Below are 12724 nucleotides of genomic sequence, written 5' to 3' on the forward strand. Positions count from 1 at the left end.
AAATACCCTATAGAATAGACTTTTTTTCAGTGTCTATTCTATAGGGTACATTTTAAATTGTCATGCTTTTTCTTTTCTATCTATATTTTCAAACCTAATACAGCACATTTTACTCGGGAAAGAGCTTTTTCATTTGTTGAAACCACTTAATTCTCAAACACAAAATTAATCTTATTATCTTTCCACTCTAACTTCGCATCAAACGTTTTCTCGCCTTTTTTAAAGCCTTTAATTAAATCGGTCTTCTCACCTTTTAATAGTTTCGTCATGTTTTTTTGCGAAATAGCTTTGCTTAAAATCTTCTTCGAGATGGTAAAGTCACATTGTGTTGTATTGTAGTTAGAACAACCGTAAAACGTCGACTTATCAATAACATCGCCATCGCATTTTTTACAGTTCCCGACCTTTTTACCTGTTGTAAATTTCGATCCTTTTCGCTCAATCGATTCAACATGTAATCCGGTGAAATCCCATTTCTCCGACATTTCTACCGCATCTTCAATAATTTTAGCTGATAGCTTTTTCGTTTGCTCCATAAATGTCGCTGGTGAAGCTGTACCTTCTCCAATTTCCGCAAGGCGTTGCTCCCATTTTGCTGTCATTTCTGGTGAAGCCAGTATTTTATCACCGATTGCTGTAATTAATACTTTCCCTTTATCGGTTGCGTACACTTGGTTTTTCTGTACATCTATATATTTACGGTCTTTCAGCATTGTAATAATACCAGCACGAGTGGCCTCAGTACCTAAACCTTCTGTTTTCTTCAATACTTTCTCAAGCTCTTCATTTTCTAAATACTTACCGGCCGTTTTCATTAACGTAATGAGTTGTCCTTCTGTATAACGTTTCGGTGGCTGTGTTTTTCCTTCTTTCACTTTCACCTTTACAACTTTTCCTTGTTCACCTTCAGCTACAATTGGAAGAATCGTTTCGTCATCTTTATCGTCTTGGAAAATAACTTTACGCCAACCTTCTTGAATTTGCTGTTTTCCTTTCGAAATGAACGCAGCACGTTCGTCTACAAGAGTTGTAATCGTTGTGTAATCAAAGATTGCTACTTCATAATGCGCCGCAATCAGCCTTCTTACGATCATATCGTAAATTTTCTTTTCATCACCTGATAGTTTGCTTGGATTTGTAACTTGCTCTGTCGGTATAATTGCGTAGTGATCTGTAACTTTCTTTTCATTCACATAACGCTTATTATTCATAATCGATTCAATTGGTGCTGGCAATAAACCTTTATATTCATCAAACTGACTTAACTTCTGTAAAATATCAGGGAACGTCGCTGCCTCTCCTTGTGTTACATAGTTAGAATCCGAACGAGGGTAAGAGACAATCCCTTTTTGATATAGTGCTTGCGTTATATCAAGTGTCTTTTTTGGTGAAAATTTAAAGGCTTTATTCGCTGTCGCTTGCAGTGCTGATAAATTAAATAAAAACGGCGGCTGAAACTCTTTACGCTCCGTTTTCATTTCTTTTACTACAGCCGGTTTGTTTTGACAAAACGCTGCAATTTTATTTGCCAAATCAGGGTCATTTAAGCGGGACTCATTATCTTTCTCCCATTTCCCCTCATATTTCTTTCCTTCTATATTAAAGGTTGCGAACACTTCCCAAAACGGCTCTGACTTAAAGTTCTCTATTTCTTTTTCACGCTTTACAATGAGTGCTAATGTTGGTGTTTGTACACGACCAGCGGAAAACACATCATTCATTCCTTTTTTCTTTAGCAAAATACTAAAGACACGCGATGCATTCATACCAACGACCCAGTCAGCGCAAGATCTTGTATATGCTTCGTAATACGTATTAATCGTATCTGCTTCATCTAGTAAGTTTTTAAATCCTTGATAAATAGCTTGCTTCGTTAAAGATGAAATCCAAAGACGCTTCATTGGCTTTTGCACGTTGCAAAGATTAATAATGTTTCTTACGATCAATTCCCCTTCACGCCCAGCATCACCCGCGTGAATAATTTCTGTTACCTGTGGATTATGTAACAGCTGTTTCACAACGTTAAATTGCTTATACTTTGACTTTGTTACCTCAAATTGAAAACGCTCTGGAATCATCGGCAATGTATTAAGTGACCATTTCTTCCACTCAGCGTGATAATGTTCTGGATTACATAACTGCGTCAAATGACCAATTGCCCATGTACAGTACGCTCCATTTGGAAATAACTCATTTGCTTCTACTTCTAAATACCCATCTTTCCGGCGATATTTAAACTGTGAAACAAGAGCCAAACCTTGATCTGGTTTCTCGGCAATAATTAATTTCATCTTCTAACTCCCTATCTGTATTCCAGTGTTACTTTCATTGTCTATATGTTTAGAAGCGATGATAAAACAACCATCTTATTTATCATTCGCGGTTTGCCTCACAAATGGGAGACCTATAATATTATACGCTTATTCTTTATGGCTTCACAATAGAAACTCATTATATAACACTTTCTTTCTCATGCTTATAGACAAAAAAGACGCTCAAAAATCGAACATCTTTTCCATTCACTACTACTTGCTTACATATATTCTCTCAAAATAAAAATACAACAATTCTTTATGAAGCATCGTCCACTAAGAGAACCATCATTATTTGAAAATTATATTGAACTTACCTTTTTTAAATTGTGCAGATAATTTGCAGATATATATTAGCATAAGTACTCTCCATTTGAACATATGATGAAGTGAATGATAGGACAGGGAGGTATCATGATGTTCGCTTATACGTTAACTGCCTTAACACTTTGTTGTATCTCGATTATTATTACATCATATATTTCTAAACGTAAGGGTACCCTAATGGAGTATATGGTATTTATTATGTCTTTTAGTATGTGTATCGGTTTAAGTATAGGTTTTTATTTAGGGATTCTCTTCAAAGGAGAATTACTATATTCTACTTTGCTTGCTATTTTGATTAGTGGGTTTATCGGTTTTTTAGTCGGTCTACGGTTTCACCTATATACTGCTTTAGAAGGACTGTTCTCTGGATTAATGGCAAGTATGATGGGAGCAATGATTACAGAAATGTTAAACGCTCAACAAGCCCACAGTATACTGTTCATTAGTCTTTTACTTACGATAACAATAACTATGTCATGTATAATTCAACTTTTATCAGAAACCTTTTCTACTTTTATCCAACGGCGTTTTTTATTATTACTTTCAATTAGTGTGGTAATTATCGTTGCCGTGTTCGTGACATTCCCCGATCATACTCCCCCATCTTCATCCGGACACGATCAACATATGCATTAACACTTGCAACGAAAATGAATAAGCAGCTATCCATAGGATAACTGCTTCATATTATTCTGGCTTATTAGGAATGTTAGGGTTTGGAACATAATCAGATTTATAATCTGTATATTTCACTTCTGTTACCATCCCCGCTGAAGCATGGTGTAAATCATGACAGTGGAACATCCATTCACCCGGATTGTCTGCTACAAAGGCTACTTCATATTCTTCTCCTGGTTTTAAGTTCAAAGTGTCTTTAACAATTGGAGAACCTTCTACCGGTTTTCCATCTTTACTTAACACCTGGAAGAAATGACCGTGTAAATGCATCGGATGATCGTCCGCTTTAGAGCGATTTACTAATTTTACTTTTACTAAGTCACCCTTTTTCACTGAAATTGGGTCAATATCTGGGAATACCTTTCCGTTAATTGTATATACCATTTCATTTCCATTCATTTGTGTATTCAAGTCCATATTATATGTGGCAATATACTGTTGATTTAACGTGAAACTACCTAATTTTTTAGCACCATATTTCGTCATATCTAATTTCGGTAATTTTTCTTTTTCATCTGCTTTGTCTTTCATCACTTTGCTGCCATCATATTCAATAATAGCTTTCATTCCTTTTGCACCTTTACTTTCTGAATGGTCTTCAACGTACCATTTCCCAGGATTGTTAGCTGTAAATTCAATATCATAACGTTCACCCGGTGCGATTGAAATTACTTTGTCTTTTATAACTTTTGGATCGTTAATTGGTTGACCATCTGTCGCAATTACTTTTATATCATGACCGTGAACATGTATATCATGTGATAGATAACCAGCATTAACGAGTCGAAGACGAACTTTATCCCCTTCATTCACTTTTAACAGCTCTACTAAATCTCCGCTTTTACCATTGATTGTGAATAAGTCATACATACTCATATCATGACCTTCCATCTTCATATTTCCATGGTTCATTCCTGCCATATTACTAGAGTCTTTTTTATCACTGTCCATACCGGAATGATCCATGCCTTTCATATCATCATTCTTTTTCGTATTTTCATTACCCTTAGATTTATTACCTGTTGGCCCTTTTGTCATTTCTTTTAACTGCTTATTAATTTCTTCTTTATCTGTAACCCATTCATCCAACATTAATGTGTAATCTTTATCATATTTTTCATTAGTATCTTCTACAATGAGAGCACCATATAAACCTCTATCTAGTTGATTCACAGAATCTTGATGCGAATGATACCAATATGTTCCTGGTACGTTCGCTTCAAATTCATAGGTAAAACTCTTTCCAGGTTCAACCGCATCTTGCGTCACACCTGGAATTCCATCCATGTTATTTGGGACAGGATACCCATGCCAATGAATAGATACTGGTGCAGATAATTCATTTTTTAATGTCACTTTAACCTTTTCACCTTTTTCCACTCTGATTTCTGGACCTGGGGATGAGCCATTAAATGTCCAGACTGGAACAATAACACCGTTACTTAGCTTTTGCTTTTCTTCTTTCGCTACTAAAGTAACTTCTGGCCCTTTTACAACTTTCAATGGTTTTGTAGCCGTTTCAGTCTGTGTTGTTTTTTTATCGTCCATATTTTTATGATCATTTGTTGTATTTGTGGTCGCAGAACATGCAGCAATTAAAGATATTACGGAGACTGTAACTGCTGTTAATATAAATCTCTTCATTGAAAATCCCTCCTTTTTCTTTTTCAAGATTATTATAGAAGACAATTTTCAAGAAAATATGGAGGTTTAAAATGGCCTAAATAAAAAGACGCCCAAAATTGAGCGCCTCTTCTAATAATTATTTCGTAACAACTTCATCTTCTTTTACATTCACATTATTTTCACTCATAAACTCTTCAATCTCTTCAACTTCTCTAATGATATCTTTTGACAAGTTTTCATACCCATCTTTTGTTACAAGGATATCATCCTCAATACGAATTCCAATTGATTCTTCTTCAATATAAAGACCAGGTTCGATTGTTATAACCATACCTTCTTCTAACACTCTATCTTTGTATGTTCCTACATCGTGAGTATCTAAACCAAGGAAATGGCTGACGCCATGATAATAGTATTTTGATAACTCTTCATCTTCTTGAATTAAACCAATTGCTTTACACTCTTCTGCCAGTACCTTTTTTGTATGCTCATTTAATGCAGTAAACTTTAATCCTGGCTTAATAAGCTCAGTTGTTTCTTTCAATGCTTTTAACACTATATTATATATTTGTTTTTGGCGACTAGAGAATGTTCCACTAGCTGGGAATGTGTAACTAATATCAGCGTTGTAGTAATCTTTTTGAGCACCTAAATCGAGCAGCACTAAATCACCATTTTGAATTTGTGCATCATTATCTTCATAATGAAGGACTGTAGCATTTTTACCACTCGCCAAAATTGTATTGAATGCATGATGTTTAATTCCAGATGATTTAAGCGTAAAATCAAAATGAGCTTCTAATTCATATTCCATCACATCTGCTTTTGCATGCTTCAGCACGTTATAAATACCCTCTTTAGTTACAGCAATCGCTTCTTTAATGATTTCAATTTCTTCTTCCGTTTTAAACACTCGTAATTCACAAATATGCGGATATACATTACCAATTAAAACGTGTGGATACTGTTCTCTTACATATTTAGCAAACGCTAACGTTTTCGTCTCCGTACCCTTCCACTCACGACGCTCTAAATCTAAATACAGATGCTTCACATTTTCTGTGAAAAGTGTATTTGCCATTGTCTTCTCAAAGCTTTCTATATATACAACTTTTTTTATGCCTGAAATTTGTTCTGCATCTTCTTTAGAAACTGTTTTACCGTCCCATTTTTCCATTACTGGATCTGATTTTTCAATGAAAAGAGTTTCTTCCACACTATTTCCAAACTTTTTCAACATGAAAATAACATTTGGCTCATCGATTCCCGTTAAATAGTAAAAATTTCGATTCGGCACAAATTTATAATGTGCATCGGCTGACATATGAGGTGCTTGCCCAGCAAATAAAATAGTAATAGATTCATCCGGTAATGTGTTTACTAATCGTTCTCTATTTTGAGCAAAAAATGTTGATTTCATAATAATCCCCCTAGCATTCTATGTATAATTTTGAAACTGATTATCCAATATAATTCATTCTATTATTGTTATAATTTTTCGTCAATTAATAGTGCTCATAGAGAAAAGAAAATCTTCATTACTAGGGCCCCTTCCACTCTAAATTATGCATACCACTCCACAATTTCTTGACATTTATTCCATATACTTAAAATCTCATATATATGGAAAGGAGTCTACAAAAGTGAAACATTATGTAGCAACAGGGTTAGCAATTACTTCTTTATTCATAATTTCAGGATGTTCTAGCAATGCTGAAACAGCACCAGCTAAAAAAGAAACGGTGCAATCTCAGCCAAAAAATAAAGAAACAGCAAATACGATTCCGCAAAACTTCTATAAAGAAATTACCTCTGGAAAAATCGAGCACATTCATGGAATTGGCTACGCGGGAAATATGCCTGGGGTTTCTATCGCAACTCACAGTGGTATAAAAGTTTATCAAGATGGTAAATGGTTTGAAACTACGACTGAGCTACATGATTACATGGGATTTCAGGCAACAAAGAATGGATTCGTTGCCAGCGGTCATCCTGAACCAGGTGCAAATTTAAAAAATCCTTTAGGGCTAATGAAAAGTTCTGATGGCGGTAATACCCTCGAAAAGCTAGCGTTTTATGGAGAATCTGATTTTCATAACCTTGCTGTCGGATATAATACGGAAGCAATTTATTTATACAATGAGCGTCCAAATTCTAAATTACAACAAGGTTTTTATTTCAGTACGAACAACGGACAAGATTGGAAAAATAGTAAATTAAACGGTCTTTCAAGTACAATCCATTCCTTTTCAGCACATCCAGATCAATCTAGTGTAGTCGCGGTAAGTGCTAAAGACGGTGTATATTTGTCTACAGATTATGGAAATACATTTGAACTATTTTCTAAACCAGTTGAATCGACCGCAGTTACATTAAGTAATGAAGACATTATCTATACCTCTATTAATAAGCAAACTGAGCAACTGATTACGAAGAAATCAATTGCTACAAATGAAGAAACAAACTTACAGATTCCATCTTTAGATTCTAAAGATACAATTATGTACATATCACAAAATCCTCAAAAGTCAGCTGAAATAGTTTTTGCTACAATGAAAGCAAATGTCTTTCTTTCTATGGATGACGGTAAAACGTGGAAGCAGATTACTAAAAATGGAACATTACAATATAACTAGTTAGAAAGGTGAATATAACGTGTTTTCAACAGTTAGCGAGTGGAGTTATCAACTCATGTCTCCTTTAATGGATATCGCGAATGCTACGAAATCAATTCCTCTTTTATTTGCGTTTTTATTAGGCATTGTAGGTACCCTTGCTCCTTGCCAATTAACAGGAAACATTAGCGCTATTACACTTTATCCCGCATTAACGGGCAGTAAAACTCCCACCTCAAAATTCGGATAGTACAAAGAAGTTAGGTGGGATATCAACTGCCCGTAAATGCCCGATTGGTTCAACTAATAATCAGTGGGGGATGAACAAAACCCCCACTGATTAAAGTTTCACTTTATGGCAATCAATCTTTACAAAAGGGACATGCATGGAAACATATATTGTTATTCATTTTAGGAAAAATAATAGCTTTTACGACACTTGGACTATTAGTATGGTTCTTAGGAAAAGAGATTCAGCAAATATTAACTTTGTATTTCCCATGGTTACGAAAAATAATTGGACCTTTATTAATTTTAATGGGGCTAATGTTGGCAGGTATTATAAAAGGAAGAAGTTTCTTCTCAATCAAATTTATACGAAAACAAAATGAGGTTGGCTCATTTTTACTTGGATTCTTTTTTTCCTTAGCCTTCTGTCCGACTATGTTCGTTCTATTTTTCGGAACGTTAATCCCTTTATCTTTCTCATCTAATTATGGATACTTGTTTCCGACATTCTTTTCGATAGGAACTGCTCTACCTATCGTTGTACTTATGTTCATCATCTCCTACCTTGGATTAAATGGGACTTTACTGAAAAAGAGCCGAAAAATAGGAAAAAACATTCAGCGTATAGCCGGTGTTCTCCTTATATTAATCGGGCTTTATGATACTGTCCTATATTGGTAATACACACAAAAGGTAAGCTTCAGTGAAATGAGCTTACCTTTTGTATCATTTTATTCATTTTTTCTTTTGTTGTAGTTGGCTTAGTAAATTCGTAACAAACGCCAGAAACAGTGAGTCATTTTCTTTTTTAGGTGACCATTGCATAATAAGTTGTCGTGCGATTTTAATTTCTATCGGTTGCACAATGAATTCATGAATAATTTGCTTATGTAGTCCTGATACTGGAACAATTGTTATACCGTTAACCTGTAAGGCAAGTGCTAATGCTGAACTAATGGTCTCTGATTCCATCACTTTATTAACTACTATTTCATTTTTCGTCAAATATGGTTCAAGTACTTCTTTACAACCAGAGAGCGGCATTATAAAAGGATAATTTTTCAACTCTTTCATTGTAAGACCAGATGGAACTGACTTAGAAGAAACCATAACATACGGATCTTCACCAATTACATCATAATGAAATCCTGGTATTAAATTTTCTTTTATAGAAATAGAAAAATCTGCACTTCCAGAAGACAGCCAATCTAACACTTCTTGATAGCTTCCTTCTCGAACTGCAAGCACATACTGACTTTGATCAAAATTACCTAGTTCGATACACTCCGCCAAACAATATACAGTAACTGAAGGATATGTAGCTAATACAATCTTATACAAGTTATTATTTTTTAATTGTAAAGCTGTTTCTTCAAGGTTTTCATACTCCATTAGAAGTCGATCTACACAAACTAAAAATTCTTTTCCATTTTCAGTTAAAACAGTTCCTTGTCTAGAGCGATCAAATAATGTTATAGCATATCGTTTCTCTAATTTGTTTACGATATGAGTTATAGCCGGCTGTGTCATATGTAACTCCTTAGCTGCTAAACTAATGCTGTTCAAACGAGCCACGTATTTAAAAACTTTAAAATCAAAAACGTTCATTCTGTTCTCCTTATATAAAAGTTATTTATATCATCTATAAATAAGCTTCATTATATTTATCAACCCACTTCATATACACTAATTATACATCATCAATATTACGAAAAAATAAACATATAAACATTAGAGGAGTGTTGATTAAATGAGTACTTACGTTTTAGTACATGGAGCATGGCAAGGTGAATGGGCATGGGATTTAGTAAAACCTCAACTAGAGGCTTTCGGACATACAGTTATTACACTAGACTTACCTGGAAGTGGGAAAGATACAACTCCATCACAAAATATAACATTAGATTCCTATGTTAATGCAGTAACAACTATTATAAATCAACAAAATGAAAAAGTTATTCTTGTTGGACATAGTATGGGGGGAATTGTGATCACTCAAACCGCTGAGCTTATACCAAATAAAATCGATAAATTAGTATATCTTTGTGCATTCTTGCCACAAAATGGAGAAAGTCTTGGTAGTAAGTTAGACGGAGAAGCTGGCCCACAATTCTCTATAAATGAGAATGACATGACCGCAGAACTTATACCAGAGTTGATTGAACAAACATTTTTAAATGCTACAGAAGACGGTTCTATTAAAGGAGCATCTTTTAATCAAATGCGTCCTCAACCACTAGGACCGTTCCAAAAAGAGCTAAAAATATCAGAAGAGAACTTTGAAACTGTAAATCGTATTTATATCGAAACAACTCTAGATAGAGCGATTCCGATTGATTTTCAGCGCCGAATGCATACAGAAACTACTTGCACAAAAATAATTACTTTGGAAGCTGATCATTCACCATTCTTTTCTAAAACAACAGAACTTGTGAATTGCTTAAATGAGTTAAGCTAAATTTCATTTAATGAAAATAGACACCCGCGGGTGTCTATTTATTATGCTAACTAGGGATTGTATTTTCTTCTCTACATTTGCGTTCCCTTTTTCTTCATCTCCCACTTTTTATACAGTAGTACTACCCCAAATAAGAATACCCCCGCAATGAATGAGCCTACAGGTAACATTTTTATCATTTCATCAGGAAATACGAGCGGAAGTAATGGAAATGCATAAGCTGCTGGAATACGTACTCCAACGATTTTTAATAAAATTAGCATTAATATCATATTTAATAAAGTAACTACAATCCATGAATCAATCGCAAAGTACAATAACGTTCCAACAGTTGCTGATGTAGTTAATACTAGTATTTGTTTAAATGCCATTTTTTCATTGTACATCGGTTTTTGAAGTGATTCATACACAACGACTAGAATTGGCGGAATAACCGCTAATTGTTCATAACCAGTTATCCAACATAAACTGATCCATACAAAATTTAAAAATAGAAATACAACCATATATTTATATTGGATTTTAACTTTTCTCTCAATACCGTTATTCAATTTAAAAATAAGAACACCAATCATTAAAATAAATGTCAAAACGAAGACTGAGATAACAAATGACCATTCCGTCGCATTTGTTACTAATGGTAATAAACCTGTCGCAATAGATGGTGCTAAATTGGATTGAATAACACGTAAAAACAACATCATTAATATAAGTGTTAAGCTAACTTTTCCTATATAGGAAATATCCATTTGATTCACTGCAAAACCAATAACAGCTGTTATTGACGGCGCAATAAAGATTTTTTCTGGTTGTCTTAGCCATCCCGGCTCACGATATACCCATAAAGCTATTGCCATCGCAGCTATTTCCGGCAAAATTACTTCTGGATCATCTAATAGTACACCAGCTGTAACCATCGCTAATATAAATAGAATTGCAATGCTATATGATATGATTGTTTCTTTCCTTGAAATTACTGAATTCATTATTACATACTCCTTTTTGCTTATTACTCTCATAAAGTAAAACAATACCCTATATACCCTACTTAGGTATTGTATATTAACATCTTTTCTATTTCAAGTATTTGTAGTGTTTTCATTCTTTATCACCCCATACACTTACAAAACAAGGAATGTTTATAGGCATTGACACTTATTAAAAGATAGGTTAAAATAACTATACATTAGTAAGTAACTAATGTAATTAAATCTAACTAGAGGTGAAAACAAATGAAAAACATTTTATTCCGTATTAACGAATTATCAAAAAAAGAAAGAACATCTGGATTAACAGTTGATGAAAAACAAGAACAACAAATGTTGCGTCAAAACTATACAAAAACATTTCGCGGGAGCTTAGATTCCATTTTATTAAACACAAAAATCGTTGATCAAAATGGTCTTAACGTTACACCAGTTGCATTACAAGATGCTCAAATCCGTTTAAAATTAAGCAAATGAAATCAAAGCTAAAAAAACAATCGTATAAAACATAAAAAGAGCTGAAATTCCTATATAGAAATTCCAGCTCTTTTTATTGTCTTTTCTAATTTAGTAAACGAGCGATACATCGCAATTCTCCACGATACGATCATCGCAAAAGCGAGTAAGAAAAACATTCCACTTAATTGGGTTAAATCAATCGACTGACTTAAATATGATTTCAATGCTACCCGGACAGCTAATAAACCAACTAAAATAAATATGAACGCTTTTGATGGTTTCATATATATGTCTTCGCCTCTTATTTCGAACTTAGATGTTTTAATAAGAAATATAGAGAAAATAAGTCCTACGCTAATTGCCTCTACTATTTCTAAAGACGTTAATCGAAACTCTGGTAAGAAGTACATCATTGCACCAGTGCTCATAAAAATTGGCGGTAATATAATTTTCTTTTTCGTTACCGGTTTTTTCGCTGACTTAAAGCGAAGAAACATAACTCCAACGGCCATACAAACCGCTACTATACTTGATAAAAGTGCTAAACTCATACTCTCCACTCCTATCTATTTAAAAGATTTTTTGAGCAAAATCATAAACCAAACGAGCCCAACACTTATAATGATATGACCTAATCCAGCCATATGGCTTAAACCATTAAAGTCAGTTCCATTCACTTGTAGAATACCTCTAAATACCATTGTAGCGATTGTAAAAATAAGTCCTATGTTATAAACAACAAACCACGCACGAAAACTTTTTGTTTCACGGACATTAAATACTTTAAATAGAGCTAAAGCGATCAAAAAGAATACGAAGCCGAGCACTAATACGTGTGTATGCACTAATTGCAACATAGTGGATCCTTTAATTCCTTGCGCTTTCGTATACTCTCTTGCAAATACACCTGATAATAAACCAATAATTAAGTAAATGAATGCTGCATTATATAATTTCTTCATCATATTCCTCCTGCTGTAGAACGACAATTTATATCGTCACTTTCCATATTCACTGCAATCATTTTACGCAAAG

General features: G+C 34.1%; 11 protein-coding genes and 1 pseudogene. 5 read left to right on the top strand and 7 right to left on the bottom strand.

Going from position 1 to position 12724, the window contains the following annotated elements:
• Window positions 1–146: 146 nt before the first annotated feature.
• A complete protein-coding gene (gene topB, locus NSS74_RS14475; RefSeq protein ID WP_002012275.1) occupies window positions 147–2291 on the bottom strand; it encodes a DNA topoisomerase III in 2145 nt (714 codons plus the stop codon).
• A gap of 438 nt (window positions 2292–2729) precedes the next feature.
• Between topB and NSS74_RS14480 the strand changes: the two genes are divergently transcribed.
• Entirely contained in the window at window positions 2730–3275 is a 546-nt protein-coding gene (locus tag NSS74_RS14480; protein ID WP_002141309.1) for a hypothetical protein, read from the top strand.
• Window positions 3276–3326: 51 nt separating this feature from the next.
• Here NSS74_RS14480 and NSS74_RS14485 read toward each other — a convergent pair whose 3' ends face one another.
• Window positions 3327–4961 (bottom strand): multicopper oxidase family protein, encoded by a 1635-nt coding sequence (locus NSS74_RS14485; protein ID WP_340813847.1) that lies wholly within the window; start codon window positions 4959–4961, stop codon window positions 3327–3329.
• A 118-nt stretch (window positions 4962–5079) separates the two neighbouring features.
• Entirely contained in the window at window positions 5080–6363 is a 1284-nt protein-coding gene (locus NSS74_RS14490; protein WP_002012280.1) for an aminopeptidase P family protein, read from the bottom strand.
• Between the two features lie 223 nt (window positions 6364–6586).
• Between NSS74_RS14490 and NSS74_RS14495 the strand changes: the two genes are divergently transcribed.
• Window positions 6587–7579: a F510_1955 family glycosylhydrolase gene (locus NSS74_RS14495; protein ID WP_002141305.1), complete on the top strand. Its 993-nt coding sequence runs from the start codon at window positions 6587–6589 to the stop codon at window positions 7577–7579.
• Between the two features lie 19 nt (window positions 7580–7598).
• Window positions 7599–8467: pseudogene (locus NSS74_RS14505) on the top strand (urease accessory protein UreH domain-containing protein).
• A 54-nt stretch (window positions 8468–8521) separates the two neighbouring features.
• Here the strand turns inward: NSS74_RS14505 and NSS74_RS14510 are convergent.
• Window positions 8522–9394: a LysR family transcriptional regulator gene (locus NSS74_RS14510; RefSeq protein ID WP_002141303.1), complete on the bottom strand. Its 873-nt coding sequence runs from the start codon at window positions 9392–9394 to the stop codon at window positions 8522–8524.
• Window positions 9395–9536: 142 nt separating this feature from the next.
• Here NSS74_RS14510 and NSS74_RS14515 point away from each other — a divergent pair, with 142 nt between their 5' ends.
• Window positions 9537–10244: an alpha/beta fold hydrolase gene (locus NSS74_RS14515; RefSeq protein WP_002141302.1), complete on the top strand. Its 708-nt coding sequence runs from the start codon at window positions 9537–9539 to the stop codon at window positions 10242–10244.
• Window positions 10245–10315: 71 nt separating this feature from the next.
• Here the strand turns inward: NSS74_RS14515 and NSS74_RS14520 are convergent, their stop codons facing one another.
• On the bottom strand, window positions 10316–11230 hold the full coding sequence (locus NSS74_RS14520) for an HPP family protein (RefSeq protein WP_002141300.1): 915 nt from the start codon (window positions 11228–11230) through the stop codon (window positions 10316–10318).
• A gap of 246 nt (window positions 11231–11476) precedes the next feature.
• Here NSS74_RS14520 and NSS74_RS14525 point away from each other — a divergent pair, with 246 nt between their 5' ends.
• Window positions 11477–11707 carry a DUF896 domain-containing protein gene (locus NSS74_RS14525; RefSeq protein WP_002035023.1) on the top strand — a complete coding sequence of 77 codons (231 nt, stop codon included), beginning with the start codon at window positions 11477–11479 and terminating at the stop codon, window positions 11705–11707.
• 50 nt (window positions 11708–11757) lie between these two features.
• Here NSS74_RS14525 and NSS74_RS14530 read toward each other — a convergent pair whose 3' ends face one another.
• Window positions 11758–12240, bottom strand: coding sequence for a CcdC family protein (locus NSS74_RS14530; protein ID WP_002012104.1), 483 nt, complete (start codon window positions 12238–12240; stop codon window positions 11758–11760).
• Between the two features lie 15 nt (window positions 12241–12255).
• Window positions 12256–12651: a DUF2871 domain-containing protein gene (locus NSS74_RS14535; protein ID WP_002141299.1), complete on the bottom strand. Its 396-nt coding sequence runs from the start codon at window positions 12649–12651 to the stop codon at window positions 12256–12258.
• Between the last annotated feature and the right edge of the window lie 73 nt (window positions 12652–12724).

It is taken from the genome of Bacillus sp. FSL E2-8868, assembly GCF_038005505.1.
GTDB lineage: Bacteria > Bacillota > Bacilli > Bacillales > Bacillaceae_G > Bacillus_A > Bacillus_A mycoides.

Coding starts and splice junctions, on each gene's coding strand:
- NSS74_RS14490 (WP_002012280.1), bottom strand. CDS start 6,363: ATGAAATCAACATTTTTTGCTCAAAATAGAGAACGATTAGTAAACACA.
- NSS74_RS14510 (WP_002141303.1), bottom strand. CDS start 9,394: ATGAACGTTTTTGATTTTAAAGTTTTTAAATACGTGGCTCGTTTGAAC.
- topB (WP_002012275.1), bottom strand. CDS start 2,291: ATGAAATTAATTATTGCCGAGAAACCAGATCAAGGTTTGGCTCTTGTT.
- NSS74_RS14535 (WP_002141299.1), bottom strand. CDS start 12,651: ATGAAGAAATTATATAATGCAGCATTCATTTACTTAATTATTGGTTTA.
- NSS74_RS14530 (WP_002012104.1), bottom strand. CDS start 12,240: ATGAGTTTAGCACTTTTATCAAGTATAGTAGCGGTTTGTATGGCCGTT.
- NSS74_RS14485 (WP_340813847.1), bottom strand. CDS start 4,961: ATGAAGAGATTTATATTAACAGCAGTTACAGTCTCCGTAATATCTTTA.
- NSS74_RS14520 (WP_002141300.1), bottom strand. CDS start 11,230: ATGAATTCAGTAATTTCAAGGAAAGAAACAATCATATCATATAGCATT.
- NSS74_RS14525 (WP_002035023.1), top strand. CDS start 11,477: ATGAAAAACATTTTATTCCGTATTAACGAATTATCAAAAAAAGAAAGA.
- NSS74_RS14515 (WP_002141302.1), top strand. CDS start 9,537: ATGAGTACTTACGTTTTAGTACATGGAGCATGGCAAGGTGAATGGGCA.
- NSS74_RS14480 (WP_002141309.1), top strand. CDS start 2,730: ATGTTCGCTTATACGTTAACTGCCTTAACACTTTGTTGTATCTCGATT.